Here is a 25,176-nt window from a genome sequence, read left to right as displayed (position 1 = left end):
GTCACGGCTTGAACCGGATGGTGAAAGTTTGAGGCGCATTTTGGAGCGAAGGCGGCAAGGGCAAGGGGTTGCACTTGGCATCCATGGCTGCGTTGCGGGCGCGCAGAGCGAAGGCCTCTAGCACCGGATCACTGTTCACCCGCCCGAGGTCCTGGGGCGCGACCTGCGCGTCATAGACTTCACCGCCTGGTCTTGTCTTCACCTGGAGGAGGACGGAGAGCTGCTGCACGTTGGGTGCGCCACCGTCGATGAACCAGCACCCCTCGATCTTCTGCCCGATTGCACCGCGCTGGGCGGCTGTCAGCCTGGACGTGGCATCGCCCGTCCGCTGGCCACCGGCGTCCGGCGCGCCGCCTTGCTGCGGGTTGTAGCGTGACGTCGGCGACTTCTGGTTCAGGTTCATCGAGCGCAGCTTGTCCAAGGTGTTGAGCACGGTCTGGCTCATCGCCGTCGGGTTCTGCGTCGGATGCGGCTGCGTCGTCGGGCTCACCGGCGCGGGCGGCGCAGGCGGGGCCGGGGGTGGCGGCATGGGCAGCGCCGGGGTCGCGTCCGCCTGGGTCTGCGGTGCGGGCTTCACCTCGGTCTGCGTCTTGCTCGGCGGCGTCGGCGTCGCCTGGGTCTGCGGCGTCGGCTGCGCCTTGGGCGGCGTGGGCTTGGCCGGCGTCGGCTTGGTCTCCGGCTTCGGCGGCGTCTGCTCCTTCGGCGGCGTCGGCTGCGGCGGCGGGGGCGGGGGCAGCGGTTCCGCATCCGGCGAGGGCGCCGTCTGCGGTTCAGGCGGCGGCGGGGACGGAGTCGTGGGGGTCCGCGCGGGCGCAGGCGTCGGCGTCTCGGGCGTCGGCGGTGCAGGCGGTGCCGGGGCCGGCGGCGGCGGGGTCGGCACCGGCGGCTGCGTCGTCGGGGTTTCGGACGGCGGCGGCGGGGGCGGCGGCGGGGGCGGCGGCGCGTCGCTCAGCGGCTGCGGCGTCGGCTGCTGCGTTGCCTTCGGCGCATCCACGGTCGTTGCCGTCTTGTCGGGTGCCGCCGTCTTGCCCGTCAGGTCGGATTGGCGGACCTGATCGGTCGGGCCCACGAAATCCACAGAAACGGCGGCGAGATCAGGCGCCTCCTTCGGCGGTTGCGTCGGCAAAGACAGGATCAGTGCGGCCAGCAGCAGCAGATGCAGGGCGGCCGAAACCGTCGCCGCGCGGCGCATCGGCGGGTTCATCGACCGGGCCCCCGAAGCCGGGAGTAAAGCGGGAGGAGAGGAGACAAGGCGTGATCCATGATGTGCCGAAGGCGCCCGCGCCGGCGGCCTATTGGCCGCTGGAGCCGGAAGAGGAGGAGCCGGTCGTCGCGCCGCCGGCCGGTGTGGTGCCGGTGGTGGCGCCCGCGGCCGGGGTCGGCCCGCCATTCGGCTGCTGCGCGAGCAGCGCGACCTTCGAGAAGCCGCCGGCGACGATCGTGCCCATCACCTGCATGATCTGGCCGTAGGAGATGGACTGGTCGCCACGCACGAAGATGCGCCGGTCGGTCTGCCCTTTGGTCACGTCCTGCAGCTTGGCGACAAGATCACCGATCTCCGTCTGGTCGTTCTGCACGAAGACCTTGCCCTCGGCATTGATCGAAATGGTGATGGGCGTGCTGTCGGTGTTGACCGGCTGGGCGCTGGTCTTGGGCAGGTCGACGGTGACGCCCGAAGTCATGAGGGGCGCCGTCACCATGAAGATGATGAGCAGCACCAGCATGACGTCGACCAGAGGGGTGACGTTGATCTCGGCGAGCGGCCGATAGCGTCCGCGGCCGTTCCGGCCGCCGCCGACAGTGCCCATGGCCATGGCTTAGGCCCTCTCTTCCGTCTGGCGCGACAGGATGGCGCTGAACTCGGTGCCGAAACCTTCGAGCCGCGCGGCGAAGCGCGCGAGATCCGTGCTGATGGCGTTGTAGGCGAGCACGGAGGGGATGGCGGCGACGAGGCCGATCGCGGTCGCGAAGAGCGCTTCGGCGATGCCCGGCGCCACCACGGCGAGGTTGGTGTTGTGCATGGCGGCGATGGCCGAGAAGCTGTGCATGATGCCCCAGACCGTGCCGAAGAGGCCGATGAAGGGGGCCGTCGCGCCGACGGAGGCGAGGAAGATCATCCAGCGCTCCATCCGCTCCATCTCGCGCTGGATGGTGACGTTCATGGCGCGGTCGACACGCTCCCGCACGGCGGTATGGCCGAGATCGGCGCCCGCGACCCGCGCGGTGCGGCGCCACTCGCCCATTGCCGCGCCGAAGACGGCGGCCATGGGATTGCCGGGCTTCTGGCCTTCATGCTCGTACAGCTCATCCAGGCTGCCGCCGGACCAGAAGCGATCCTCGAAGGCATTGGCCTCGCGATTGGCGCGCCGCAGGCTTGTCGACTTCTCGAAAATGATCGCCCAGACCCAGATGCTGGCGGCCAGCAGGCACAGGATCACCAGCTTGACGACGATATCCGCTTGCAAAAACAGACCCCAGAGCGACAGGCTGCTCCCGGGCGCCGCCAGCTGCGTGGCATTGACTGCCTGATCCAAAATACCGAACCCCTCTAATTAACGTCCTGCACCCGGGCATCGTCCCGGGCTTGAGCCATTGCCGTCAGCGCATCGCGCCAAGCCGCCGGGATGCGCTCGGCGCGTCCCGTCTCCTGCCTGACGCTGACGAGCGTCACATCCACGATCACGAGCGTCTCGCCGCCCCGCACCACACGCTGCTGCAGCCGGGCGGAAGCGCCTCCCACCGAAAGCGTGCTCGTCTCGATCTCGAGCGAGTCGTCGAGCCGGGCAGGGCGCTGATAGTCCAACTCCACGCGTCGCACCACGAAGATCATGCCGTGTCGCAACATCATCTCGGAATGGGGCAGGCCCATGGCACGCAGGGCTTCGGTACGCGCCCGCTCGGCGAAGCGCAGGTAGTTCGCGTGGTAGACGATGCCCCCTGCGTCCGTGTCTTCGAAATAGACGCGGACGGGGTAGCGGTGGATGCCGCCGGAGAGCGGCGCGGCTGCGGTCATCATCCCTCGCTGCGCGGGCTTCCGGTGAACAGGTCGGGCATGAGCAGGGCTTTCTGTTCGGGTGACATCGGCGGCGGCGCGAGATCGAGATGCCGCCATCCGGGCTCGCCCAGCATGCGGCCGCGGCTGGTGCGCAGGATCAGCCCTTCCTGGATGAGATAGGGCTCGATCACGTCTTCCAAGGTATCCCGCGCCTCGGCGAGGGCGGCGGCGAGGGTTTCGACGCCCACCGGGCCGCCTGCGTGATGCTCGGCGATGCGGCGTAGATAGCGCCGGTCCATTGCGTCGAGCCCGCGATGATCGACTTCGAGCCGCGTCAGCGCCGCGTCCGCGATCGCGCGGTCGACCTGCGGGCGGCCCTCGACGGCCGCGAAATCCCGCACGCGGCGCAGCAGGCGGCCGGCGATGCGCGGCGTGCCGCGGCTGCGCCGGGCGATCTCTTCCGCCCCTTCGGTCGTCAGATCGAAGCCGAGCAACCGCGCGCCGCGCGCCACGATGACGGTGAGTTCGGCGGGGGTGTAGAGCACGAGCCGGAGGGGAATGCCGAACCGATCCCGCAAAGGGGTGGCGAGCAGGCCGGAGCGCGTCGTGGCGCCGACCAGGGTGAAGGGCGGCAGGTCGATCCGCAAGCTGCGTGCGGCCGGCCCTTCGCCGATGACCAGATCGAGCTGGAAATCCTCCATCGCCGGATACAGCACTTCCTCGATCGCCGGCTGCAGGCGATGGATCTCGTCGATGAAGAGCACGTCGCGCGGCTGTAGGTTGGTCAGAATCGCCGCGAGGTCGCCGGCCTTCTGGATCACCGGACCCGAGGTCGCGCGGAATCCGACGCCGAGTTCCCGCGCCACGATCTGGGCCAGCGTCGTCTTGCCGAGGCCGGGCGGCCCGTGCAGCAGCACGTGGTCCAACGCTTCGCCGCGCGCCCGCGCCGCTTCGATGAACACCGCGAGGTTCTGGCGGCTGCCTTCCTGGCCGATGAAATCGCCGAGCGTCTGCGGGCGAAGGCTGGCTTCACCGGCATCTTCCATGGCGCGCACCGGCGAGACCGGCCGGTCGTCCAGCTCTTCGGAGGCGGCTTCGGCGCGGCTCTTGCGCGGTCGCTGGCTCATCGGGCGAGTTCCCTGAGCGCCGCGGGAATGAGGACGGCGACGTCCGTCTCATCCCCCAGCCGCGCCGCCGCGCGATTCAGGGCGGCCTGGGCCTCGGGGCGCCGGTAGCCGAGGTTCATCAGGGCCGAGAGCGCGTCGTCCAAGGGGCCCGCCGGACCGCCGGCCACGGGTGCGGCGATCCCCTCGGCGAGGCTCACCGGCAAGGCCAGCGTGCCGGCCTTCTCCTTGAGTTCGAGGGCGAGGCGCGCCGCAAGCTTCGGCCCGACGCCGGAAGCGCGGCCGAGCGCCGACCGGTCTCCGCTCGCGATGGCGAAGGAGAGTTCATCCGCCGAGAGGGCCGAGAGGATGGCGAGCGCCACCTTCGGCCCCACGCCCTGCACGGTGGTGAGCAGCCGGAACCAGGCGCGTTCGGCCCCTGTGGCGAAGCCATAGAGAGTGATCGCGTCCTCGCGCACGAAGGTCTCGACCAGAATGCGCACCACGGCGGGGGAAGGCGGCAGGCTGGCGAGCGTCCGCGATGAGGCCTGCACGAGATAGCCGACGCCGCCGGCGGTCTCGATGACGCAATGGCCCTCGTCCTGAGACTCGACCGTGCCGCGCAGGCTGCCGATCATGCGGGCCTCGCGAGGATCGCGGCTTTGCTCCAGGCGTTGCGGCTGGCACGGTGATGGGCGTGGCAGATGGCGACGGCCAGGGCGTCCGCCGCATCGGCCCGGCGGAGGGTGGCGCCGGGCAGCAGGCGCCGCACCATGAGCCCGACTTGGTTCTTGTCGGCGCCGCCGGTGCCGACCACCGAGAGCTTCACCGTCTTGGCACCGTATTCGGCGACCGTCAGCCCGGCCACTGCAGGCGCCAGAAGGGCGACGCCCCTGGCATAGCCGAGCTTGAGCGTCGCCGTCGCATTGGTGTTGACGTAGGTCTCCTCGACCGCCGCTTCCTGGGGCGCATGCGCCTCGATCAGGGCGAGCAAGGCGTCATGCAGGACACGCAGGCGCTCCGGCACGCTCTCGGCACTGTCGGTCTGCACCACGCCGTCAGCCACATGGCGCAGGCGGTTGCCCTCCGCCTCCACCACGCCCCAGCCGGTGAAGCGAAGGCCCGGGTCGATGCCAAGGATGCGGATCAAGGCCAGGGTGAGGTCCTTCGCGGCGAGAGGTCAGGCGGAAAGCTTCTGCAGCACCGATTCGGGTAGATCGAAGTTGGCATAGACATTCTGCACATCGTCCAGTTCGTCCAGCACGTCGAGCAGCTTGAGCACCGAGGTTGCCGCTTCTTCATCCAGCGGTACGCTGGTGCGCGGCCGCCAGTCGAACTTCGCGGTGTCTGAGGCGCCGAAGCGCCCTTCGAGCGCGTCCTGCATGGCGGCGAGGCTTTCCGGCGCGCCGGTGATCTCGTGCCATTCCTCGGTGCTTTCCACGTTGTCGGCCCCCGCTTCGATCGCGGCGTCGAGCATATCGTCGGCCGAGGCCGCCGCGGCCGGATAGCGGATGACGGAGAGGCGGTCGAACATGAAGCTGACGGAATTGGTCTCCCCCAGCGCGCCGCCATATTTGTTGAAGGCCGCCCGCACTTCGGAGGCGGTGCGGTTGCGGTTGTCGGTCAGCGCCTCGACGATGACGGCGACGCCATTCGGGCCATAGCCCTCGTAACGGACTTCCACATAGTCCTCGCCACCGCCGCCGCCTTGGGAGGCCTTCTTGATGGCGCGGTCGACCGTATCCTTCGGCATGTTTTCCTTGCGCGCGGCCTGGATGGCGGCGCGCAGCCGCGGATTGGCAGCGGGGTCGGGCAGGCCCTGCTTGGCCGAGACGGTGATTTCGCGGATGAGCTTGGCGAACTGGCGGCCGCGCCGGGCGTCCTGCGCGCCCTTGCGGTGCATGATGTTCTTGAACTGACTATGGCCGGCCATGGTGAAGGCTCCGGAAGGCGGGGGATTGTGACGATTGCGCTGGTCTCTCCGCCAAGCCAGGGGGCGGCGTCAAGCGCGCTTGCTCGTGGGGGGGGGAACAGAATATCTGTGTGACTATAGGCAGTGACCAGGGTCATAAAATGACAGTGACTGTATCGAAATCCCAGTTCAAGGCAAAGGCATTGGAGTTCTTCCGGCAGGTGGAGGCCGACGGCGAGCCGATCGTCATCACCGACAACGGGCGGCCGACACTGGAGATCCGGCGCTATCAGCAGCCCGTGCGCGATCCTTTTGAAGTCCTGCGGGGGTCGGTTCTACGCTACGACGATCCCTTCGAGCCTGTGGGCGAAGATGACTGGGATATGCTGAAGTGATCATGCTCGATACCCATGTCCTCCTCTGGTGGCTGGCGGATGAGGTGGACAAGCTTTCGGCGGACGCCCGTTCGGTCCTCTATCTTTCTCAACCTCCATCTCCGGCCGAGACAGCCGATCCGTCGATCATCGTCTCGTCAATAACCGCCTTGGAAATCGCGCAGCTAGTCGACCGCGGACGTTTGACGCTCAAAATGGACATAACCAACTGGCTCGCAACCGTGGAAAGCATCCCAAGTATCCGGTTCGTGCCCGTGAACAGCGACATCGCCATCCAATCCGTTCAACTGCCCGGCACCTTCCACAAGGACCCCGCGGACCGGATCATCGTAGCGACAGCGCGCATGTATGGCGTCCCGCTGGTGACGGCGGATCGGCTCATCCACGCCTATCCGCATGTCCAGACGATCTGGTGACCCCGCTCAATACTGCCGCATGAGGGCGACGAGACGGCCCTGCACGCGCACCCGTTCGGCCGGAAAGATACGGCTTTCGTGGCGCGGATTGGCGGGTTCGAGCGCGACCGAATTGCCGCGGCGGCGCAGCCGCTTCAGCGTCACCTCGGCATCGTCCACCAGGGCCACGACGATCTGGCCGTTCTCGGCGGTCTCGGCGCGGCGGATGATCACCGTGTCACCGTCCCAGATGCCGGCGTCGATCATCGAATCCCCCGCCACTTCGAGGGCGTAGTGCTCGCCCGCGCCGAGCATGGCGGCGGGAACTTCGAAGAAGGTGGAGGTATCGCGCATCGCCTCGATCGGCAGGCCAGCGGCGATGCGCCCATAGAGCGGCAGCTGCACGGAGCTGGCGTCCGATGGCGTGCGCAGCCCGGGCAGGCGCTGGGAGAAATCACCCTGGATGACGGTGGGCGCGAAGCCAGGCGCGCTTTCCGGCCGGCGGACGCTCTCGGCTCCCGCCTCGTCGTTGCGCGCAGCCAGGGTCACGGCCGGCTGGCCATCGCCCGGCAGCCTCAGCACTTCGAGCGCGCGGGCCTGATGATGACGGCGACTGAGAAAGCCGCGCTCCTCCAGGGCCGAGATCAGCCGGTGAATGCCCGACTTGGATCGCAGGTTCAGCGCCTCCTTCATCTCGTCGAAGCTCGGGGAGTAGCCCGAGGTCTTGAGATGACGGTCGATAAACATCAGCAATTCGTGCTGCTTGCGCGTCAACATGCGGAACCCCCTGCCGTTCAAGGCATCGCCGCCCCCCGAGGCCGCCCGTCGCGGAACGGAACAGATCCGTGCCTCGCGAACAAATCAGCCGCAGAAGGCGAACAAAGCAGAAACTTGAGGCACTTCTAGGAGGTCGCTCCGCGCCGCGTCAAGCATGGTGAACGGCGCGGAAGCGTAAAAACGCCAAGCACTTATGACGCGACCCTGCCAAGGGTTCAGTCGCGATCCTCATAGGGGTTCACCGTGCCGCGGAACTCGAGCCGGATCGGCGCGCCCGGCAGGTCGAAGACCTCGCGCAGGCCGTTGACCAGATAGCGGCGGTAATCTTCGGGCGTCGCCTCCGCGCGCGTGCCGAAGACCACGAAAGTGGGCGGCCGGGTGCGTGCCTGAGTCACGTAGCGCAGCTTGAGTCGGCGGCCCTGCACCGCCGGCGGCGGGTGGCGGCTGACCGCATCCTCGAACCAGCGGTTGAGGGCTGCCGTGCCGATGCGCTTGTTCCAGGTTGCGTAGACCTGGCGCACGGCGGGGAAGAGCTTGTGGACGGCCGCACCCGTCATGGCGCTCATGGTGACGACCGGAACGCCCTGGAGCTGGGCCAGGCTGCGCTCCAGCCGGTCTGACACCGCCTTGCGCGTGGCATCCCGATCTTCCACCGCGTCCCACTTGTTGAGCACGACGACCATCGCCCGGCCTTCCCGCTCGACCAGCCGCGCGAGTTGCAGATCCTGGTCGTGCAAGCCGTCGACCGCGTCGACCACCAGTACCACGACCTCGGCGAAGCGCATCGCGCCGATGCTGGCGCCGGTCGACATCTTCTCGATCTCGTCCTGCACCCGCGCGCGGCGGCGGAGGCCGGCCGTGTCGACGAGCTGATACTGCTGGCCGTCCCGATCGGTGAAGGGCAGGGCGATCGCGTCGCGCGTGATGCCGGGCTCGGGGCCCGTCAGCATGCGCTCCTCGCCCAGCAGCCGGTTGACGAGCGTCGATTTGCCGGCATTCGGGCGTCCGAGGATGACGAGGCGGAGCGGCTTGTCGGGGGCATCGCCCTCCGCGTCTTCCCTCTCATCCTCCTCGGGTTCGCCTTGGTCACGCACACCCTCCGGCAGCGGCGGCAGGGCTTCGGCGATGGCCGACATCAGGGCGCTGAGCCCCTCGCCATGTTCGGCCGAAACCAGCAGCGGCTCACCGAGGCCCAGGGAATAGGCATCCAGCGCGTTGTTGTAGCCGGCGCGGCCTTCCGTCTTGTTGGCGACCAGAAGCACCGGCCGGCCGAGCCGGCGCAGCCAGGTGCCGAAATGTTGATCGGGCGGCAGAATGCCGCTGCGGGCATCCACGACGAAGAGGATGAGGTCCGCCTGTTCCAGCACCGAGGCGGCGCCGGCCCGCATGCGTCCCGCGAGGCTCTCCGGCGGCGCCTCTTCCAGGCCTGCCGTATCCGTCAGGCGAATCGTGCGTCCGCCAACGCGGGTGACGGCCTCCAAGCGGTCGCGGGTCAGGCCGGGCTGATCTGCGACCAGCGCCTGACGCCGCCCGATGAGGCGGTTGAAGAGGCTGCTTTTGCCGACGTTGGGACGTCCGGCGATGACGACGAGCGGGGTTTCCATGCGTCGGGGGCAATACTGCCTAAGGTTACGTACGGGTAAGGGGGTATCCGGAATGCGTGCTCAGCGTCAGACGGGCAGGGTTCCGCTCGGGGTCCAGGAAAGAGGTGTCAGATGAGCAGCAGCGCCAAGGCCGGAAACGCCGCGCCCCCCGCTTTCGGACAGGAGAGCGTGGTGCTGGCCGTGCTGCTGGCCATCAGCTTCTCGCACTTCCTCAATGACACCATGCAGTCCCTGCTGCCGGCGATCTATCCCAATCTGAAAGCCGCCTTCCACCTGAATTTCGTGCAGATCGGCCTGCTCACCTTCGTCTTTCAGGTGACGGCCTCGCTCCTCCAGCCGATCGTCGGCATGGTGACGGACAAGAAGCCGCAGCCCTATTCGCTGTCGATCGGCATGGGCTTCACCATGGCCGGGCTCGTGATGCTGTCGGAAGCCGGGCGGTTCGAGATGCTGCTGCTGGCCGCCGCCATGATCGGCATCGGCTCTTCCATCTTCCATCCTGAATCCTCGCGCGTCGCGCGCCTGTCCTCGGGCGGCCGGCATGGGCTCGCGCAATCCGTCTTCCAAGTGGGCGGCAATGCCGGCACGGCGCTCGGCCCGGTGCTGGCCGCTTTCATCGTGGTGCCGCACGGCCAGCGCAGCATCATCTGGTTTTCGGGGATTGCGCTGCTCGGCATGGTGGTGCTCGGGGGTGTCGGGCGCTGGTATCAGCAGCGCATGGCGATGAACCGCCGGCGCCCCAAGGTCGGGCTGCATCCGCACGAGGCACTGCCGCGGATACGGGTGGTCGTCACCCTCGCCATCCTCATCGCCCTCGTCTTTTCCAAGTTTTTCTACTTGGCGAGCATCTCCAGCTATTACACCTTCTATCTGATCCATCAGTTCCACGTGTCGGTGCAGACGGCGCAGTTGCTGCTCTTCGTCTTCCTCGGCGCGGCCGCCCTCGGAACCGTCTTTGGCGGCCCGATCGGCGACCGGATCGGCCGCAAGCTGGTGATCTGGGTCTCCATCCTCGGCATCCTGCCCTTCACCCTGGTGCTGCCCTATGTCGGCCTGGGATGGACGGTGGTGCTCTCCTTCATCATCGGCTTCGTCCTGTCCTCGGCCATGCCGGCGATGATCGTCTATGCTCAGGAACTGGTGCCGGGGCGCGTCGGCCTCATCTCCGGCCTGTTCTTCGGCTTGGCTTTCGGCATGGGCGGCCTTGGTGCGGCCGCCATCGGCGTGGTCGCTGATCATTACGGTATCGTTTCGACATACGAGATATGCTCGTTCCTGCCGGCGATCGGGCTGCTCGCAATGTTCCTCCCGTCCCTCAAGGCGCATCGCGGCGTTTGACCCACCGAGGGCCGCGGCCCTCGGTCAACCGCATTTCGATAAAATCTGAGACAGAGACCCTCGACCCCGCGGGAAGGCATCCACATATGCCGCCGACGCGTAAGGCGTGCAGAGTCCGCGATCATGGAGGGAAAATATGGCTCGCGTAACGACCCCCAGGGCCAAGTCCTTGGCCCGCTCCCAGGCTGCTAAGACGGCGCGTGCGAAGCCGGCGCCCGCTGCTTCCGCGCCCCGCGGCGCTGCCAAGGCGGGGAGTGCGAAGGCGAGCGCGCCGCGCCGGGCCGCGGTGAAGCCGACCCCCGTGGCGAGCAAGGAAGACTTGCGCGCGCGAATCGAAAAGCTGGAGCGCGCCAACTCGACGTTGCGGATGAAGAACAAGGACCTGCGCCTGGCCTATGTCGAGGCCGCCGAGAAGGTCGATGCGCTCACCATGCAGCTCGAGACCCTCGAGCGCCGTGCCGCGCGCGGCACGGGCGCCGCACCTGCGCGCAAGCGGGGTGGTGCGAATGCTGACCATAGCGAGCACGACGTGGACGAGGTCCTGTCGCGCACGGCGGATCCGGTCAACGCCTGAGGGCGTGCGCGGCCGTCAGGCCGTGGGCGGCGCCGCGTCTTCGTCCGGCCCCGGCAGCGGCACGAGCCTGATCCGCTTTCCCCGGGTCGCGAGGGCGATCCGGCCGTCCTTCAGGGCCACGGCGTCCTCCCCGAAAATCCGACGGCGCCAACCATGGGTTGCCGGAATGGCCGGCTCGGTCTCGGTCGCCAGCCGGTCCAGATCCTCAGATGAGGCCAGCAGCTTTGGCGCTACGCCATGTTCCTCGCTCTTCGCGGCGAGGAGCACGCGCAGCAGCGCCACCAGGGCTGGGGAGGCGCGGGAACCTTCGCGCTCTCCGCGCCCAGGGAGCGTGGGCAGCGCCTCGTCCGGCAGCGCCCGCGCGTCCGCGATGGCGGCGAGAAGCGAGGCGCCGCTCTTGCCTTCGGCGAAGCCACGGGTGATGCCCCGCGCCCGCAGCAGCGCCTCCGGCGAATCCGGGGAGAGGGCGGCGATTTCGGGAATGGCCTCGTCCTTCAACAGGCGGCCGCGCGGGATGTTGACGCGCTGCGCCTCCCGCTCGCGCCAGGCGGCGATGGCGCGCAACAGCCCGGCCTGCCGGCGGTTGCTGGGACGCAGCTTGAGCTTCTGCCACATCGTCTCGGGATCGGCGCGGTAGAGGCTTGGCTCGGTCAGTGCGGCCATTTCCTCTTGCACCCAGTCGGCGCGGCCTTCGCGCTCAAGCCGTGCCAGCAGCTTCTGGTAGACCAGCCGCAGATGCGTCACATCTGCCGCGGCATAGGCGAGCTGAGACGCCGAGAGCGGCCGTGCCGACCAGTCGCTGAAGCGGTGGCTCTTGTCGATCTGCGCGCCGGTGAGGGCCGAGACGAGCGAGTCATAGCCGACCTGATCGCCGAAACCGGCCACCATGGCCGCGATCTGCGTATCAAAGAGCGGGCGGGGCGTCTGTCCGAACATCAGCAGGAAGATTTCCACGTCCTGCCGTGCCGCGTGGAAGACCTTGGTGACCTGCTCGTTGGCGAGCAAGGCGCCGAGAGGCGCGAGATCCAGCCCTTCGGCCTGCGCGTCGATCACCGCGACATCGGCCGCGCCGCCGAGCTGCACGACGCAGAGTTCCGGCCAGTAGGTGCGCTCGCGAATGAATTCCGTGTCGATGGTGATGAAAGGCTCGGCAGCCAGGCGGGCGCAGAGATCGGCCAGAACCTGACTGTCGGTGATGAAGACCGGGGCGGGAAATTCGATACGGGACTGACGCGGCATGATCCCTTTCTATCCGGAGCGCCGGGCCTGTCAAAGCCGGGGTCAGGCAGCGGCGGCCGTCGTCGCGTCGAACCGCGCGCGCGCCGCCTGGATCTCAGGCATGTGCGCATCCGCCCAGGAGACGAGGGCGGAGAGGGGCGCGAGGCAGGAGCGGCCGAGCGGCGACAGGCGGTATTCGACGGCGGGTGGCGTGGTCGGGAAGACGTGGCGCGTCACCAGCCCGTCCCGCTCCAGGCTGCGGAGCGTCTGCGTCAACATGCGTTTCGAGATGTCCGGCAGCATCCGGTAGAGCATGCCGAAGCGCTGCGGTTCTTCGGACAGGGCGAAGAGGATGAGGCTGCTCCATTTGTCGCCCATCCGGTCGAGAACTTGGCGGACCGGGCAGTTGCCGGCGTCGAAGCCGTGCGCTTTCCAGGTGCTGAAACGATCGCGGATCATCGGTTCCTTCCAGGTAACCAGAGTACCGGAAGCTGCCTTCTTCCGGGCCATCCGGGCTTCGGCTAGGGTCGGTCTCATTCTGAGACCATAAAGGATCGTTTCCATGTCTGACAATCATCCGCGCCTTCTGGTAACGGGCGCGAGCGGCCAGCTCGGCCGCCTGGTGGTGGAGCGCGTGGTGGCCCGCGTCGGTGCCGCGCGGGTCGTCGCCCTGGTACGCGACGCGGACAAGGGAGCGGCTTTCGCCGCCCAGGGCGTCGAGGTCAGGCTCGGGGATTACGAGCGGCCGGACAGCCTCGCCGCCGCCGTCCAGGGGATCGACCGGGTCCTGCTGATCTCCTCGAACGACCTCGCCCACCGCCGGGCTCAGCATCGCGCGGTCATCGCGGCGGCGGTCGCGGCCAGCGTTTCCTTCATCGCCTATACCAGCGTGCTGCATGCACCGACCTCGCCGCTCGGCCTCGCGGCCGACCATCGCGATACCGAAGCGGCGCTTGCCGAAAGCGGCGTGCCGCATGCCTTTCTGCGCAACGGCTGGTACACCGAGAACTACCTCGGTGCGATCGCACCCGCGCTTGCCCATGGCGTGGTGCTCGGCAGCTCCGGGGAGGGGCGGATTTCGGCGGCACCGCGCGCGGATTATGCGGCGGCCGCCGCCGCCGTGATGGCGGAAGGCGCCAGCGGCGCCTTCGAACTGGCGGGCGACGGCGCCTTCACCATGGCGGAATTTGCGGCGACGCTCGCGCGTCTCTCTGGCAAGCCGGTGGTCTACAAGGACCTGCCGCAGGCGGAGTATGAGGCCGCGCTGGCGGGCGCGGGCCTGCCCGCGCCCTTCGCCGCCTTGGTCGCCGATAGCAGCGCGGCGGCGGCGGGAGGCACCTTGTTCGACGCCTCGGGTACGTTGTCCCGCCTCATCGGCCAGCCAACCACGCCGCTGGCCGAGACCCTGGCGGCCGCTCTCGCCGCGGGCTGACGGGCCGGCACCGCGCGGTCTTGCAAAAAGGCCGATTCATGCCAAGTCCGCACGGTGAGCGGCCAGCCCGGCCGCGGCCAGAACAGAGAGAAGACACCATGATGAAGACGATGCGCTTCGGCCATCTGCTGTCGGCGGCCACCCTGATGGGCGGCCTTGCTGTCTCCGGCGCCGCTTTCGCCCAATCCGCCTCCCAGCAAAGCCTGGTCAACGGTGCGACGACCGGACTCGGCGCGCATCACCGTTTCTCCAGCGTCGCCGCGGCGCAGGATCATTGCCCGGGTGATACCATCGTGTGGTCGGACGGCGTGCACAAGACCTACAAGGTGGTGCAGCCAGGCAGCATGAAGGCGGGCCACGGCTTCTACGCCTGCAAGATGGAAGCCGACACCGCGGGCTTCACCGAAGCCAACTGAGCCATCCGACGGGCGGCGGGGTTTCGGCCCCGACAGTCTTCGCCCGGACCGGATGCCGATAAGAAGAGCCGGCCGGAGGTTCCTCCGGCCGGCTTTTTCGTCACCCGGCGGTGGGTTCCGCCGTTTCCATCGGTTCCGGTTCCGCTTCCGCGGGCGCCTCCGACGCGGCCGCGTCGGACACCGGCGCCTCTTCCGCCGCTCCTGCCGGCGAGGCAGGTGCGCCCGGCCGGACATGCACGGCACGGCGTTTCGTCCGCGCGCTCTCGTAGCTCGGATCCAGCACCAGTTCGAACAGCAGCAGAGACCGCCCGGTCACGCCATAGGCGTGCTCGAAGGGGAAGAGCGGCTCCTGCTCGGCTGCCTCGTCCTGCAGGTTGGTGTCGATCAGCAGGCGCCACTCCCGTCCACCGACCACCTCCGGCAGCTGGAATTCGACCAGATCGTGGTAGGAGTTGACGACGAGGAGCAGGGTCGCGTCGCGGCCACGCTGATAGATGCCGGTTTCCTGCGCACGCCCATCGAGCAGCACGCCCATGCAGCGCGCGATAGGATCGGTCCACTGATCGTCCGCCATCTCGGTCGCGTCCGGCGCGAGCCAGGTGACGTCTTTGAGGCCGAGCGTCTCGTCCCACTGGCCGCTGACGAACCGGCCGCGGGTGAGGATCGGAAAGCGGCGACGGAGTGCGGCCAGGCGGGAGGTGAAGCGGGCGAGGGCTTCGCCGCGCGGCCCATTGTCCCACGACACCCAGCTGATCTCGTTGTCCTGGCAATAGGCGTTGTTGTTGCCCTGCTGGCTGCGGCCCATCTCGTCACCCGCGAGCAGCATGGGCGTTCCCTTGGAGAGGAAGAGCGTCGCCAGCATGTTGCGCATCTGGCGATCGCGGAGGCCGAGAATCTCCGGATCGTCCGTGGGGCCTTCGGCGCCGCAGTTCCAGCTCAGATTGTGGGAATGGCCGTCCCGATTGTCCTCGCCATTCGCCTCGTTGTGCTTGTCGTTGTAGCTGACGAGATCGGCGAGGGTGAAGCCATCATGGGCAGCCAGGAAGTTGACCGACGCCCAGGGCTTGCGGCCACGGCGGTCGAAGAGATCAGCCGAGCCCATCATGCGGGAGGCGAGTTCCGCCATCTGGCCGTCGTCGCCCTTCCAATAGGCGCGGACCGTATCGCGGAACTTGTCGTTCCATTCCGCCCAGCCGGGCGGGAAGCCACCCACCTGATAGCCGCCCGGGCCGCAATCCCAGGGTTCGGCGATGAGCTTGACGGCGCCGAGCACGGGATCCTGCTGCACCGCCTTGAGAAAGCCCGACTGCTCGTCGAAGCCGTGCGGCTCGCGCGCCAGGATGGTGCCGAGGTCGAAGCGGAAGCCATCGACATGCATCTCCGTCACCCAGTAGCGCAGGCTGTCCGTCACCATGCGGATGGCCGCCGGATGGCTGAGGTTGAAGGTGTTCCCCGTGCCGGTGTCGTTGATGTAGTAGCGCGGCTGGTCCGGCAGCAGGCGGTAGTAGCTCGCGTTGTCGATGCCCTTGAAGGACAAGGTAGGCCCGAGTTCGTTGCCTTCCGCGGTGTGGTTGTAGACCACGTCCATGATCAGCTCGATGCCTGAATCATGCAGGCGGGCTACCATTTCCTTGAATTCGGAATAGGCGGTCTCCGCGACCTGGGCGTAGCGGCGGGCCGGGGCGAAGAAGCTCAGCGTGTTGTAGCCCCAGTAGTTGGTGAGGCCCTTGTCCACGAGATAGGAATCGTCCACGAAACGATGGACGGGCAGGATTTCGACGGCGGTGACGCCGATGCGCTTGAAGTGGCGCAGCATGGGCGGGGAGGCGAGGCCCCGGAAGGTGCCGCGGCTTTCGGGCGCCACCTCCGGATGCAGTTTGGTGAGACCCCGGACATGCGCCTCGTACACCACCGTCCGCTCCCACGGGATGGCGGGCGGACGATCCTGCCCCCAGGTAAAGGCGGGGTCGATCACCCGGCAGCGGGGCATGAAGGGGGCGCTGTCCCGCTCGTCGAAGGAGAGGTCGGCGTCAGGATGGCCGATCGTATAGCCGAAGAGGGCGTGGTCCCAGGTCAGCTCGCCGACCACCGCCTTGGCATAGGGGTCGAGCACGAGCTTATTGGGGTTGAAGCGGTGGCCGGCTTCCGGCGCGTAGGGGCCGTGCACGCGATAGGCGTAGAAGGTGCCGGGCCGCAGATCCGGGATGAAGCCGTGATAGATCTCGTTCGTGTATTCCGGAAGCGGAATGCGTTCGAGTTCGGTCTCGCCCGTGTCGTCGAACAGGCAGAGTTCGACCTTCGTCGCGTTCGCGGAGAAGATCGCGAAATTGACGCCGAGGCCGGTCCAGGTGGCACCCAGCGGATAGGGCAGGCCCTCCCGTATGGTGCTGCCGAAGAGAGCCATCCCCAATCCTCCATCGATTGTGCTGTATGTCAGCGAGATGGGGCGGCGGAGGCGTTCTGCAACGAAAGAGGGTGATCAGGCTTTCGCGTGCGGCTTGCGCATGAGACGCAGCGCATGGCCCTGCCGCGTGACGGGCCCGATGGGAAAGCGGTGCTGCTTGCGCTTCACGTCCTGGAAGGTGAGGTAGGCCCAAGGATGCGGCGGCAGATCGGCATCCGGAATGCCGGAGACGAGGAAATAGGCGTCCGACACGCCATCCCAGGCCTGGACGAGTTCGACCCAGCGGCAGGGCAGGCTCAGGTGCTCGTCGCCGCCTGGATGGTCATGCGTCACAAGCGTGATTTCCGTGGCAGCCCAGCCGGAGTCGTTGTCCATGGTGTCTCTCTCGTCTCGACCGCGTGAGGATAAGCGGCGGTGCGCGGCGCAGAAAGGTCGCAATGAGCGTGGCAGCCACACCGTTCAGGCCAGTTCCTCCATCGGAGCAATCAGGAAATCCGCCGGAATTCCCCAGGCCGCGCGGATGGCACCGATCATGGTAAGACTGAGGCCGCGCCGCCCTGAGAGAAATTCGCTGGCGCGTGACCGGGAGCCGAGGACCGCGGCCAGATCGGCTTGCCCCAAACCGTTCTGCTCCATGTAGAAGCGGACGACGGCGACCGGTTCCGGCGCGGAAATGGCATGGTGCTGACGCTCATAGCCTTCGATCAGGGCCGCAAGCACGTCAAACCGATCCGCCTCGGGCGTGCCAGGCTGCGGTTCGGTGTCGAAATAAGGGCTGATCTCTTGGAGGGCCCACTCATAGTCGGCTTCGGTGCGGATCGGTCGAACGTCCATCACACGGTCTCCGGGTCGATGCGATCATAATCCTTGTGCAGGCCGACAAATTTGACCAGCACGCGGTGGTGCCGATAGGCGACGTGCACGACGAGGCGATAGTTGTTGCCGCCGATGTCGAAGATCACGCGGTTGTCGCCGCCGAAATCGGCGGTGCCGAACATTCGCCGGATGTCGGCGGGACCGGACCAGTCTGCCTTGGACACTAGCGCATGCCAGGCCCGTAGCGGCGATTCCGCCCCCGGATGCTTCTCCCAGAAATCACGAAACATACGGAGCGCGATCACCTGCATTGAGTGATGTTTACCATGTTCCATTTTTTGGAACAAACCAAATGGCTTTCTCTTGAGCGAGGGAAAGCCTCTATGTCTTGACAGTCCTGCCCCTGCGCGCCTTGTTGCCGCCCGCGCCTTCCGTCGATCACCAGGACCTTCGCCCATGCATTCCTACCGCACTCACACCTGCGGTGCGCTCCGCACCACCGATGCCGGTGCCACCGTCCGGCTTTCCGGCTGGATTCACAGCAAGCGCGATCATGGCGGCCTGCTCTTCATCGACCTGCGCGACCATTTCGGATTGACCCAGATCGTCCTGCCGAGTGGCTCGGAGAGCTTCGCGATCGCCGACGGCCTGCGCGTCGAAAGCGTGATCACGGTCACGGGCGAGGTGGTGCTGCGCGAGCCTGCCACCGTCAACCCGAAGCTGCCGACCGGCGGCATCGAAATTCGCGTCAAGACGCTCGAGGTGCAGTCCACCGCCGACGTGCTGCCGCTGCAGGTGGCGGGCGACCAGACCTATCCGGACGAGCTGCGGCTGAAATACCGGTTCATCGACCTCCGCCGTGAGCGGGTCCATCGCAACATCATGCTGCGCGCCCAGGTCATCGCCTCGCTGCGCAGGCGCATGGTGGAGCAGGGCTTCGTCGAGTTCCAGACGCCGATCCTGACCGCCTCCTCGCCCGAGGGCGCGCGCGACTTCCTGGTGCCGGCGCGCAACCATCCCGGCAAGTTCTACGCGCTGCCGCAGGCGCCGCAGCAGTTCAAGCAGCTCGCCATGGTCGCGGGCTTCGACCGCTATTTCCAGATCGCCCCCTGCTTCCGGGACGAGGCAGCGCGTGCCGACCGCTCCCCGGGTGAGTTCTACCAGCTCGATTTCGAGATGAGCTTCGTGACCCAGGAAGACGTCTTCTCGACGCTGGAGCCGGTGATGGCCGGGGTCTTCCAGGAGTTCGGCCAGGGCCGCGCGGTGACCGAGGGGGCCTTCCCCCGCATTCCCTATGCCGAAGCGATGCTCACCTATGGCTCGGACAAGCCCGACCTGCGCAACCCGCTGAAGATCACCGACGTGACCGAGCATTTCGCAGGCTCGGGCTTCGGCCTCTTCGCCAAGATCGCGGCCTCGGGCGGCATCGTGCGCGCCATTCCGGCGCCGGGCGCAGGCGGCAACCCGCGCTCGTTCTTCGACAAGCTCAACGAGTGGGCGCGCGCCGAGGGCGCGGGCGGCCTCGGCTACATCACCTTCGATGCCGAAGGGCCGAAGGGTCCGATCGCCAAGAACCTGGAAGCCGACCGGGCGGCGGCCATCGCGGCGGCCTGCGGCGTCGGCCCGGGCGATGCCGTCTTCTTCGCCGCCGGCAAGCCGGACGTCACGCCGAAGTTCGCGGGCGCGGTGCGCACCAAGCTCGGCACCGATCTCGGGCTGATCGAGCAGAACGCCTTCCGCTTCTGCTGGATCACCGATTTCCCGATGTACGAGCTGAACGAGGAGACGGGGCAGATCGATTTCAGCCACAACCCCTTCTCCATGCCGCAGGGCGGGCTGGAGGCGCTGAACAGCCAGGACCCGCTGACCATCAAGGCCTTCCAGTACGACATCGTCTGCAACGGCATCGAGCTGTCCTCCGGCGCCATCCGCAACCATCGGCCGGACATCATGCTGCGCGCCTTCGAGATCGCGGGCTACGGCGCGGAGGAGGTGGAAGCGCGGTTCGGCGGCATGCTGCAGGCCTTCCGCTATGGCGCCCCGCCGCATGGTGGCTCGGCCCCCGGCATCGACCGGATGGTCATGCTGCTGGCCGATGAGCCCAATATCCGCGAGGTCATTCTCTTCCCGCTGAGCCAGGGCGGCGAAGACCTGATGATGGGCGCGCCCGCCGAGGTGGAGCCGGCACGGCTGCGCGAATTGTCGCTGCAGATCGTGCTGCCGCCCAAGGCCGTCAAAAGCTGAGCGCTGCGCCGAGCACCCGGCCGTGCCTTCGATCCCCGCGCGCTTCGGCCGCGGGGATCGTCGCTTCTACGCTCCAGACATGGGTCCAATTACGAAGGTTACCTTTGTAGTTTAGCTTTTTATCGGATAGAGGGTAGGGATGACCGAACGGGAGGAGAGGGGGGACGCCACGGCTCAGGCGCTGGCCACCGAGATCCGCCGCATCGCAGGCCGGCTGAAGCGCCGGCTGCGGGAGATCTCGGGTGTCGGGGACATGCCGGTTTCGCAGATCGTCGTGCTGCTGCGCCTCGAAAGCGAGGGGCAGGCGACGGTCTCGGACTTGGCGCGCGCCGAGGGCATGCGGCCGCAATCCATGGGGGCGATCATCGCGGCCCTGGAAGCGGCGGGGCATGTTCAGGGGCGGCCGGACCCGGCCGACGGCAGACGCACGCTGCTGTCTTTGACCGAGCGCTGCGTCGCCTGGATGCAGGCGGGGCGGATCGCCCGGCAGGACATGCTGGCCGGGGCCATCGCCGCACGGTTGAGCCCCGAGGAGCAGAGACAGCTCGGCGCCGCCCTTCCCCTCCTGGCTCGGCTCGTCGAATGACAATCTGAGGAGTTTCCGATGCCCGTCACCACCCTCGATCCGCGTAGTGCACTCGTCGTCATCGATTTGCAGAAGGGCATCGTCGCCCTGCCGGTCTCCCAGGCCGTGGAGCCGATCATCGAGAAGGCACGCCGGCTCGCCGATGCCTTCCGCGCCCGCGGCCTGCCGGTCGTCTGGGTCAACGTCACGGGCGGCGCGCCGGGCCGGAACGAGCAGCCGACCAGCACGGCGGACCTGCCGGCCGACTGGGCCGAGCTGGTGCCGGCCCTCGGCGCGCAACCCGGCGACCACCGCGTGACGAAGAAGACCTGGGGCGCCTTCACCGGCACGGACCTGCACGATTTCCTGCAGGCGAAGGGCGTGACCCAGATCGTGCTGCTCGGCGTTGCGACGTCGATCGGCGTCGAATCCACGGCCCGCTTCGCGCAGGAGCTCGGCTACAACATCACCCTGGTGACCGACGCCATGGCCGATCTCCGGCCCGAGGCGCATGAGAACAGCATCGCGCGGATCTTCCCGCGTCTCGGTGAACGCGGGACGGCCGAGGAGGTGCTGGCGCTGCTGCCGCCGATGGGCTGAGCCGGGGCTGCCAGCGGGGACTGGGGCCATGCGGGCCGCGGTCCGGGCGCTGCGGCATCGGAACTTCCGGCTCTGGTCGGCCGGTGCCCTCGTCTCCAACATCGGCACGTGGATGCAGCGCATCGCCCAGGACTGGCTGGTGCTGACGATGCTGACGCACCACAGCGCGGCCGCGCTCGGCCTCGTTACCGCGCTGCAGTTCGCGCCGCAGCTGCTGCTTCTGCCCTGGATCGGCAGTGCCGCCGACCGCTTCGACCGGCGCCACCTGCTGATCCTGACCCAGGCGGCGATGGGGCTGCTCTCCTTTGTCTTTGGTCTTCTGATCCTGAGCGGCGCCGTGCGGTTGTGGCAGGCCTACGGCTTCGCCTTTCTCAGCGGATGCGCCGCCGCCTTCGATGCGCCGGCGCGGCAGAGCTTCGTATCGGAGCTGGTGGGCGGGGCGGATCTGCCCAATGCCGTGGCACTCAACGCCATGTCCTTCAATGCCGGGCGGATGCTGGGTCCGGCGGTTGCGGGCTTCGTCATCGCGCGCTTCGGCGCCGGCCTCGCCTTTCTCATCAACGGCCTCTCTTTCCTCGCCGTGATCCTGGCCCTGTTACGGCTGCGCCGTTCGGCGCTACGCGCGGCACCCCGGGCCGCGCGCGGCAGAGGAGGCTTCCTGGAGGGGCTGCGCTACGCCTGGGCTGCGCCACGGCTGCGGGGTTGCCTGATCATGCTCGCCCTCATCGGCACCTTCGGGCTGAATTTTCCGATCTTCGTCGCCACCATGGCGACGCGGGTGCTGCATCAGGGGCCTGCCGGCTACGGGTTGCTCAACGCCCTGATGGCGCTCGGCACCATCGCGGGTGCGTTCTTCGCCGCGACTCGCCCGAAGCCGAGCCTGCGGCTCCTGGTGCTTGCCGCGGCGCTGTTCGGCCTCGGCTTCCTGCCGGCAGCGCTGATCCCGCGCTTCTCCGTCTTCGCCGTGTGCCTGGCCCTGATCGGCTGCGCGGCGCTGATCTTCACGACCGGCACCAACAGCCTCATGCAACTGGAGGCGGCGCCTGACATGCGGGGGCGGATGATGGCCCTGCGCGTCGCCGTGGCGCTGGGTGGCGCGCCACTGGGTGCGCCGCTGACCGGCTGGATTGCGGATGCGGCGGGCCCAAGAGCCGCCCTGCTGGTGGGGGCGGCGGCCGGCCTTGCCGCCGCGAGCGCGGGCCTGTGGCTCATGCATAAAAAAAACCGAGCCATCTAGAACCTCCGGACGTTTCAGGACATTCGAAGTGCGGGCTCCACGGCGCCTTGCGTTTCCCCCTTTTTTCTATATTGACCAAGGAAGTCCTTGAATGGTCGGTTGATATCGTCAATCATGAACCGTTTCAAATATGAAACTTTTAACCTGCTCGACGATGAGGCACCGAAAACTTTCCTCATGACAAAGATCGGAATCATCGTCGGCATGCTGTCCGAGGCCCGCATCGCCCAGCGCAGCGGCTGCGCCGTCGCGATCGGCGGCGGCCTGCCCTTGGGCGCGCGGCGGATGGCGGAGCGCCTGGTGGCGGACGGCGCCACGGCGCTGATCAGCTTCGGTCTCGCCGGTGGGCTCGACCCTGCGCTCGAGGCCGGAGTTCTGCTTGCACCCCGTCTCGTCATCAGCGAGGACCGCAGCTACGCCTGCGATGAGACACTTCGCCAGCAGATGCAGGGGGAAGCGGATGCCTGCGACTCGCTGTTGGCCGGCACGGCCGTCGTTGCGCGCGCCGAGGAAAAGGCGCGCCTCTGGCAGCGCTACCGGGCGGCGGCGATCGACCTCGAAAGCGGCGTGGTGGCGGAAGTGGCGGCCGAGCGTGGCGTGCCCTTCGCCGTGATGCGCGCGGTCTGTGACCCGGCCACCCGCAACTTGCCACCCGCGGCCGTGGAAGCGCTGGACGAAACCGGACGGGTGCGGCCCATGAAAATGGCGGGCATGCTGGCCCGCCATCCCATCGACATTCTCGGCCTGATCGCGCTCGGGCGAGATGCCGCCCGGGCGCGCCGGGCGTTAATCCGCGGCGCCGAAGGCCTCGGACGATTTGCTGCGCGTCACGCGGACCTTGGGCGGAGCCTTCGCCTCTAGCTCCTTCATCTTCTCTTCCACATGGCGGCTGAAGACCGTGTAGTCGGCGGGACGCTGGCGATCGAGCGGGATCTCCTTCGCCATGGCGCCTTCGGTCTTGGGCCCGCGGATGGCCGCGGCAGCCATACGGATGGGATGCTTGATCGCTTCCATCACGGCGGTCGCCTCATAGCCGGAATGGACCATGCAGTCGGCGCACTTCTCGTAATTGCCGGTGCCGTACTGATCCCAGTCCGTCGTCGCCATCAGCTCGGTGAAGCTCTTCGCATAGCCTTCGCCCAGCAGGTAGCAGGGGCGCTGCCAGCCGAAGACGTTGCGCGTCGGCTTGCCCCAGGGCGTGCAGTGGAAGCTCTGATTGCCGGCCAGGAAGTCCAGGAAGAGGGCAGACTGGTTGAACTTCCACTTGCGACCCTTCCCGTAGCGGAAGATGCCGCGGAACAGTTCCTTGGTCTTCTGGCGGTTGAGGAAGTGCTCCTTGTCGGGCGCGCGCTCATAGGCATAGCCGGGAGAGATCATCACCCCGTCGATCCCCAGTTCCATCGCCTGGTCGATGAACTTGCCGACCCGCTCGGGCTGTGCGCCGTCGAAGAGCGTCGTGTTGATGCACAGGCGGAAGCCGCGCTTCTTCGCGTCCTGGATGGCGCGAACGGCGACGTCGAAGGTGCCTTCCTGGCTCACCGCGTGGTCGTGCATCTCGCGGTCGCCGTCGAGATGGATGTCCCAGGCGAAGTTCTTGTGTGGCTTGTAGAGGTCGATCTTCTTCTCGAGCAGCAGGGCGTTCGTGCAGAGATAAACGAACTTGCCGCGCTTCAGCAGGCCTTCGACGATCTGCGGCATTTCCTTGTGCAGCAGCGGCTCGCCGCCGGCGATGGCGACCACCGGGGCGCCGCATTCATCGGCGGCCTCCATGCACTCCTCGAAGGAGAGACGCTGATTGAGGATCGGCGCCGGATAGTCGATCTTGCCGCAGCCGTTGCAGGCAAGGTTGCAGCGGAAGAGCGGCTCCAGCATCAGCACCAGCGGGTAGCGTTTGCGCCCGATGAGATGCTGCTTGACGACATAGGCGCCAACGCGGATCGCTTGATTGAGTGGAACACCCATAAGTGGTCAGCCCCTAGTTGTTACGCGACGTCGGCGACTTCAGGCGGCAGGCGGAAACGCACGTCCTCGGGCACGCCGTCAAGCAGACCGACCTCGACGTCGCCGAAGCGGCGCAGTCCGTCGAGCACGTTCTGGACGAGAACTTCGGGCGCCGAGGCGCCGGCGGTGACGCCGACGCGGCTGACGCCCTCGAACCACTCGGCCTTCAGGCCGTTTTCATCATCGATGAGGTAAGACGGGCAGCCGAGCTCCTCGCCCAGTTCCCGCAGCCGGTTGGAGTTCGAGCTGTTGCGCGAACCCACCACGAGGATGACGTCGACTTGTGTAGCGAGATCGCGGACGGCCTGCTGTCTGTTCTGCGTCGCATAACAGATATCACGGACGTCCGGGCCCATGATGGTCGGAAAGCGCTCTTGCAGCGCCTGGATGATGCCGCGCGTGTCGTCCACCGAGAGCGTGGTCTGGGTGACGTAGGCGAGCTTGTCCTCGTCCTTCACCGCGAGGGTCGCGACGTCATCGACCGTCTGGACGAGATGGACCTTCGCCGGAATCTGGCCGATCGTACCCTCGACCTCAGCATGGCCGGCATGGCCGATGAGGACGATCTCCCGCTCCTGGGCGGCGTAGCGCCGGCCTTCGGCATGCACCTTGGCGACGAGCGGGCAGGTGGCGTCGATCACGGGTAGGCCGAGGCTCACCGCCTCGTCCTGCACCTTCTTGGCGACGCCATGGGCCGAGAAGACGGTGATCGCGCCCTCGGGCACCTCGTCCAGCTCGTCCACGAAGACCGCGCCGCGCTGGCGCAGATCCTCGACGACGTGGCGGTTGTGGACGATTTCGTGGCGGACGTAGATCGGTGGGCCGTATTTCTTCAGTGCCCGCTCCACGATGTCGATCGCGCGGACGACGCCGGCGCAAAATCCACGCGGCTGGGCCAGGAGGACACGCATGATGTCAGGTCTTCTCCAATGGTCGGCGCCGCATCCCGTTTCGGGGCGGGGCGCCGCAATCTTCGGCTCGCAAGCCATTCACCTCACGGGATAAGCAATTCATCGGACGGCGGCAAGGTTTTGCTGCGATGCAGGGCAAGCCTCACGCAGCTGTGCCGCGGCGGAGAGGCTTGTTTTCGGACGACCCTTGTTTACAACCCGGGCGGAGATGCGATCCGTGCTGCAAATTTGCCGCAGCT

General features: G+C 67.5%; 29 protein-coding genes. 11 read left to right on the top strand and 18 right to left on the bottom strand.

Annotation, left to right across the window (positions count from 1 at the left end):
• Window position 1: 1 nt before the first annotated feature.
• The 8 genes from ACYQ6W_RS02430 to ACYQ6W_RS02395 form a co-directional block, all read right to left on the bottom strand.
• Complete coding sequence (locus tag ACYQ6W_RS02430) at window positions 2–1,204, bottom strand: hypothetical protein (RefSeq protein WP_459673348.1); 1,203 nt, start codon at window positions 1,202–1,204, stop codon at window positions 2–4.
• Window positions 1,205–1,292: 88 nt separating this feature from the next.
• Entirely contained in the window at window positions 1,293–1,808 is a 516-nt protein-coding gene (gene tolR / locus ACYQ6W_RS02425; RefSeq protein ID WP_459673438.1) for a protein TolR, read from the bottom strand.
• Between the two features lie 9 nt (window positions 1,809–1,817).
• Window positions 1,818–2,534, bottom strand: coding sequence for a protein TolQ (gene tolQ, locus ACYQ6W_RS02420; protein ID WP_459673347.1), 717 nt, complete (start codon window positions 2,532–2,534; stop codon window positions 1,818–1,820).
• A 14-nt stretch (window positions 2,535–2,548) separates the two neighbouring features.
• Window positions 2,549–3,013, bottom strand: coding sequence for a tol-pal system-associated acyl-CoA thioesterase (gene ybgC, locus ACYQ6W_RS02415; protein ID WP_459673346.1), 465 nt, complete (start codon window positions 3,011–3,013; stop codon window positions 2,549–2,551).
• Window positions 3,013–4,041, bottom strand: coding sequence for a Holliday junction branch migration DNA helicase RuvB (gene ruvB / locus ACYQ6W_RS02410; RefSeq protein WP_459673437.1), 1,029 nt, complete (start codon window positions 4,039–4,041; stop codon window positions 3,013–3,015). The genes ybgC and ruvB overlap by 1 nt, the downstream gene beginning before the upstream one ends.
• Window positions 4,042–4,118: 77 nt before the next feature.
• Window positions 4,119–4,736 carry a Holliday junction branch migration protein RuvA gene (ruvA, locus tag ACYQ6W_RS02405; protein WP_459673345.1) on the bottom strand — a complete coding sequence of 206 codons (618 nt, stop codon included), beginning with the start codon at window positions 4,734–4,736 and terminating at the stop codon, window positions 4,119–4,121.
• Complete coding sequence (gene ruvC / locus ACYQ6W_RS02400) at window positions 4,733–5,248, bottom strand: crossover junction endodeoxyribonuclease RuvC (protein ID WP_459673344.1); 516 nt, start codon at window positions 5,246–5,248, stop codon at window positions 4,733–4,735. The genes ruvA and ruvC overlap by 4 nt, the downstream gene beginning before the upstream one ends.
• A gap of 30 nt (window positions 5,249–5,278) precedes the next feature.
• The gene (locus ACYQ6W_RS02395; RefSeq protein WP_459673343.1) at window positions 5,279–6,031 is read right to left on the bottom strand and encodes a YebC/PmpR family DNA-binding transcriptional regulator; all 753 of its coding nucleotides are present in this window, start codon (window positions 6,029–6,031) and stop codon (window positions 5,279–5,281) included.
• Between the two features lie 140 nt (window positions 6,032–6,171).
• On the opposite strand from ACYQ6W_RS02395, the gene ACYQ6W_RS02390 reads away from it, so the two are divergent.
• Together ACYQ6W_RS02390 and ACYQ6W_RS02385 are read left to right on the top strand one after the other, a co-directional pair.
• A complete protein-coding gene (locus tag ACYQ6W_RS02390) occupies window positions 6,172–6,405 on the top strand; it encodes a type II toxin-antitoxin system Phd/YefM family antitoxin (protein WP_459673341.1) in 234 nt (77 codons plus the stop codon).
• A 2-nt stretch (window positions 6,406–6,407) separates the two neighbouring features.
• Window positions 6,408–6,821, top strand: coding sequence for a type II toxin-antitoxin system VapC family toxin (locus ACYQ6W_RS02385; RefSeq protein ID WP_459673340.1), 414 nt, complete (start codon window positions 6,408–6,410; stop codon window positions 6,819–6,821).
• 6 nt (window positions 6,822–6,827) lie between these two features.
• Here ACYQ6W_RS02385 and lexA read toward each other — a convergent pair whose 3' ends face one another.
• Complete coding sequence (gene lexA / locus ACYQ6W_RS02380) at window positions 6,828–7,577, bottom strand: transcriptional repressor LexA (protein ID WP_459673339.1); 750 nt, start codon at window positions 7,575–7,577, stop codon at window positions 6,828–6,830.
• Window positions 7,578–7,792: 215 nt separating this feature from the next.
• Entirely contained in the window at window positions 7,793–9,181 is a 1,389-nt protein-coding gene (der, locus tag ACYQ6W_RS02375) for a ribosome biogenesis GTPase Der (RefSeq protein ID WP_459673338.1), read from the bottom strand.
• A 111-nt stretch (window positions 9,182–9,292) separates the two neighbouring features.
• On the opposite strand from der, the gene ACYQ6W_RS02370 reads away from it, so the two are divergent.
• On the top strand, window positions 9,293–10,519 hold the full coding sequence (locus ACYQ6W_RS02370) for an MFS transporter (protein WP_459673337.1): 1,227 nt from the start codon (window positions 9,293–9,295) through the stop codon (window positions 10,517–10,519).
• A 136-nt stretch (window positions 10,520–10,655) separates the two neighbouring features.
• Window positions 10,656–11,093: a hypothetical protein gene (locus ACYQ6W_RS02365; protein ID WP_459673336.1), complete on the top strand. Its 438-nt coding sequence runs from the start codon at window positions 10,656–10,658 to the stop codon at window positions 11,091–11,093.
• Between the two features lie 15 nt (window positions 11,094–11,108).
• On the opposite strand, the gene rnd is transcribed toward ACYQ6W_RS02365, so the two are convergent.
• Together rnd and ACYQ6W_RS02355 are read right to left on the bottom strand one after the other, a co-directional pair.
• Entirely contained in the window at window positions 11,109–12,332 is a 1,224-nt protein-coding gene (gene rnd, locus ACYQ6W_RS02360; RefSeq protein WP_459673335.1) for a ribonuclease D, read from the bottom strand.
• Between the two features lie 42 nt (window positions 12,333–12,374).
• Complete coding sequence (locus ACYQ6W_RS02355) at window positions 12,375–12,770, bottom strand: winged helix-turn-helix transcriptional regulator (protein ID WP_459673334.1); 396 nt, start codon at window positions 12,768–12,770, stop codon at window positions 12,375–12,377.
• 103 nt (window positions 12,771–12,873) lie between these two features.
• Between ACYQ6W_RS02355 and ACYQ6W_RS02350 the strand changes: the two genes are divergently transcribed.
• Window positions 12,874–13,743, top strand: a complete 870-nt coding sequence (locus tag ACYQ6W_RS02350) for an NAD(P)H-binding protein (RefSeq protein ID WP_459673333.1) — start codon at window positions 12,874–12,876, stop codon at window positions 13,741–13,743.
• A 98-nt stretch (window positions 13,744–13,841) separates the two neighbouring features.
• Window positions 13,842–14,159 carry a hypothetical protein gene (locus tag ACYQ6W_RS02345; RefSeq protein WP_459673332.1) on the top strand — a complete coding sequence of 106 codons (318 nt, stop codon included), beginning with the start codon at window positions 13,842–13,844 and terminating at the stop codon, window positions 14,157–14,159.
• Between the two features lie 100 nt (window positions 14,160–14,259).
• Here ACYQ6W_RS02345 and glgX read toward each other — a convergent pair whose 3' ends face one another.
• The 4 genes from glgX to ACYQ6W_RS02325 form a co-directional block, all read right to left on the bottom strand.
• On the bottom strand, window positions 14,260–16,563 hold the full coding sequence (gene glgX / locus ACYQ6W_RS02340) for a glycogen debranching protein GlgX (protein ID WP_459673331.1): 2,304 nt from the start codon (window positions 16,561–16,563) through the stop codon (window positions 14,260–14,262).
• Between the two features lie 75 nt (window positions 16,564–16,638).
• A complete protein-coding gene (locus tag ACYQ6W_RS02335; protein WP_459673330.1) occupies window positions 16,639–16,938 on the bottom strand; it encodes a hypothetical protein in 300 nt (99 codons plus the stop codon).
• 84 nt (window positions 16,939–17,022) lie between these two features.
• Window positions 17,023–17,397: a helix-turn-helix domain-containing protein gene (locus ACYQ6W_RS02330; protein WP_459673329.1), complete on the bottom strand. Its 375-nt coding sequence runs from the start codon at window positions 17,395–17,397 to the stop codon at window positions 17,023–17,025.
• Window positions 17,397–17,690 carry a type II toxin-antitoxin system HigB family toxin gene (locus ACYQ6W_RS02325; protein WP_459673328.1) on the bottom strand — a complete coding sequence of 98 codons (294 nt, stop codon included), beginning with the start codon at window positions 17,688–17,690 and terminating at the stop codon, window positions 17,397–17,399. Before ACYQ6W_RS02325 ends, ACYQ6W_RS02330 begins: the two co-directional genes overlap by 1 nt.
• A gap of 145 nt (window positions 17,691–17,835) precedes the next feature.
• On the opposite strand from ACYQ6W_RS02325, the gene aspS reads away from it, so the two are divergent.
• The 5 genes from aspS (at window position 17,836) to ACYQ6W_RS02300 (ending at window position 22,886) form a co-directional block, all read left to right on the top strand.
• Window positions 17,836–19,623: an aspartate--tRNA ligase gene (gene aspS, locus ACYQ6W_RS02320; RefSeq protein ID WP_459673327.1), complete on the top strand. Its 1,788-nt coding sequence runs from the start codon at window positions 17,836–17,838 to the stop codon at window positions 19,621–19,623.
• Between the two features lie 139 nt (window positions 19,624–19,762).
• Complete coding sequence (locus ACYQ6W_RS02315; protein ID WP_459673326.1) at window positions 19,763–20,209, top strand: MarR family winged helix-turn-helix transcriptional regulator; 447 nt, start codon at window positions 19,763–19,765, stop codon at window positions 20,207–20,209.
• 18 nt (window positions 20,210–20,227) lie between these two features.
• Entirely contained in the window at window positions 20,228–20,788 is a 561-nt protein-coding gene (locus tag ACYQ6W_RS02310) for a cysteine hydrolase family protein (RefSeq protein WP_459673325.1), read from the top strand.
• 28 nt (window positions 20,789–20,816) lie between these two features.
• Entirely contained in the window at window positions 20,817–22,025 is a 1,209-nt protein-coding gene (locus ACYQ6W_RS02305; protein WP_459673324.1) for an MFS transporter, read from the top strand.
• A 177-nt stretch (window positions 22,026–22,202) separates the two neighbouring features.
• Window positions 22,203–22,886 carry a phosphorylase family protein gene (locus ACYQ6W_RS02300; protein WP_459673323.1) on the top strand — a complete coding sequence of 228 codons (684 nt, stop codon included), beginning with the start codon at window positions 22,203–22,205 and terminating at the stop codon, window positions 22,884–22,886.
• On the opposite strand, the gene hpnH is transcribed toward ACYQ6W_RS02300, so the two are convergent.
• A complete protein-coding gene (hpnH, locus tag ACYQ6W_RS02295; RefSeq protein WP_459673322.1) occupies window positions 22,812–23,987 on the bottom strand; it encodes an adenosyl-hopene transferase HpnH in 1,176 nt (391 codons plus the stop codon). The genes ACYQ6W_RS02300 and hpnH overlap by 75 nt on opposite strands.
• Window positions 23,988–24,007: 20 nt before the next feature.
• Window positions 24,008–24,937, bottom strand: coding sequence for a 4-hydroxy-3-methylbut-2-enyl diphosphate reductase (ispH, locus tag ACYQ6W_RS02290; RefSeq protein ID WP_459673320.1), 930 nt, complete (start codon window positions 24,935–24,937; stop codon window positions 24,008–24,010).
• Between the last annotated feature and the right edge of the window lie 239 nt (window positions 24,938–25,176).

This window comes from Acidisoma sp. 7E03, assembly GCF_054665075.1.
This window is presented reverse-complemented; position numbering and strand designations above follow the sequence as displayed.

Excerpts from the sequence above, each read along its gene's own strand:
- ACYQ6W_RS02430 (WP_459673348.1), bottom strand. The coding sequence starts at position 1,204 with ATGAACCCGCCGATGCGCCGCGCGGCGACGGTTTCGGCCGCCCTGCAT.
- tolR (WP_459673438.1), bottom strand. The coding sequence starts at position 1,808 with ATGGGCACTGTCGGCGGCGGCCGGAACGGCCGCGGACGCTATCGGCCG.
- ybgC (WP_459673346.1), bottom strand. The coding sequence starts at position 3,013 with ATGACCGCAGCCGCGCCGCTCTCCGGCGGCATCCACCGCTACCCCGTC.
- ruvB (WP_459673437.1), bottom strand. The coding sequence starts at position 4,041 with ATGGAAGATGCCGGTGAAGCCAGCCTTCGCCCGCAGACGCTCGGCGAT.
- ruvA (WP_459673345.1), bottom strand. The coding sequence starts at position 4,736 with ATGATCGGCAGCCTGCGCGGCACGGTCGAGTCTCAGGACGAGGGCCAT.
- ACYQ6W_RS02395 (WP_459673343.1), bottom strand. The coding sequence starts at position 6,031 with ATGGCCGGCCATAGTCAGTTCAAGAACATCATGCACCGCAAGGGCGCG.
- ACYQ6W_RS02390 (WP_459673341.1), top strand. The coding sequence starts at position 6,172 with ATGACAGTGACTGTATCGAAATCCCAGTTCAAGGCAAAGGCATTGGAG.
- ACYQ6W_RS02385 (WP_459673340.1), top strand. The coding sequence starts at position 6,408 with ATGCTCGATACCCATGTCCTCCTCTGGTGGCTGGCGGATGAGGTGGAC.
- lexA (WP_459673339.1), bottom strand. The coding sequence starts at position 7,577 with ATGTTGACGCGCAAGCAGCACGAATTGCTGATGTTTATCGACCGTCAT.
- der (WP_459673338.1), bottom strand. The coding sequence starts at position 9,181 with ATGGAAACCCCGCTCGTCGTCATCGCCGGACGTCCCAACGTCGGCAAA.
- ACYQ6W_RS02370 (WP_459673337.1), top strand. The coding sequence starts at position 9,293 with ATGAGCAGCAGCGCCAAGGCCGGAAACGCCGCGCCCCCCGCTTTCGGA.
- ACYQ6W_RS02365 (WP_459673336.1), top strand. The coding sequence starts at position 10,656 with ATGGCTCGCGTAACGACCCCCAGGGCCAAGTCCTTGGCCCGCTCCCAG.
- rnd (WP_459673335.1), bottom strand. The coding sequence starts at position 12,332 with ATGCCGCGTCAGTCCCGTATCGAATTTCCCGCCCCGGTCTTCATCACC.
- ACYQ6W_RS02355 (WP_459673334.1), bottom strand. The coding sequence starts at position 12,770 with ATGATCCGCGATCGTTTCAGCACCTGGAAAGCGCACGGCTTCGACGCC.
- ACYQ6W_RS02350 (WP_459673333.1), top strand. The coding sequence starts at position 12,874 with ATGTCTGACAATCATCCGCGCCTTCTGGTAACGGGCGCGAGCGGCCAG.
- ACYQ6W_RS02345 (WP_459673332.1), top strand. The coding sequence starts at position 13,842 with ATGATGAAGACGATGCGCTTCGGCCATCTGCTGTCGGCGGCCACCCTG.
- glgX (WP_459673331.1), bottom strand. The coding sequence starts at position 16,563 with ATGGCTCTCTTCGGCAGCACCATACGGGAGGGCCTGCCCTATCCGCTG.
- ACYQ6W_RS02335 (WP_459673330.1), bottom strand. The coding sequence starts at position 16,938 with ATGGACAACGACTCCGGCTGGGCTGCCACGGAAATCACGCTTGTGACG.
- ACYQ6W_RS02330 (WP_459673329.1), bottom strand. The coding sequence starts at position 17,397 with ATGGACGTTCGACCGATCCGCACCGAAGCCGACTATGAGTGGGCCCTC.
- ACYQ6W_RS02325 (WP_459673328.1), bottom strand. The coding sequence starts at position 17,690 with ATGCAGGTGATCGCGCTCCGTATGTTTCGTGATTTCTGGGAGAAGCAT.
- aspS (WP_459673327.1), top strand. The coding sequence starts at position 17,836 with ATGCATTCCTACCGCACTCACACCTGCGGTGCGCTCCGCACCACCGAT.
- ACYQ6W_RS02315 (WP_459673326.1), top strand. The coding sequence starts at position 19,763 with ATGACCGAACGGGAGGAGAGGGGGGACGCCACGGCTCAGGCGCTGGCC.
- ACYQ6W_RS02310 (WP_459673325.1), top strand. The coding sequence starts at position 20,228 with ATGCCCGTCACCACCCTCGATCCGCGTAGTGCACTCGTCGTCATCGAT.
- ACYQ6W_RS02305 (WP_459673324.1), top strand. The coding sequence starts at position 20,817 with ATGCGGGCCGCGGTCCGGGCGCTGCGGCATCGGAACTTCCGGCTCTGG.
- ACYQ6W_RS02300 (WP_459673323.1), top strand. The coding sequence starts at position 22,203 with ATGACAAAGATCGGAATCATCGTCGGCATGCTGTCCGAGGCCCGCATC.
- hpnH (WP_459673322.1), bottom strand. The coding sequence starts at position 23,987 with ATGGGTGTTCCACTCAATCAAGCGATCCGCGTTGGCGCCTATGTCGTC.
- ispH (WP_459673320.1), bottom strand. The coding sequence starts at position 24,937 with ATGCGTGTCCTCCTGGCCCAGCCGCGTGGATTTTGCGCCGGCGTCGTC.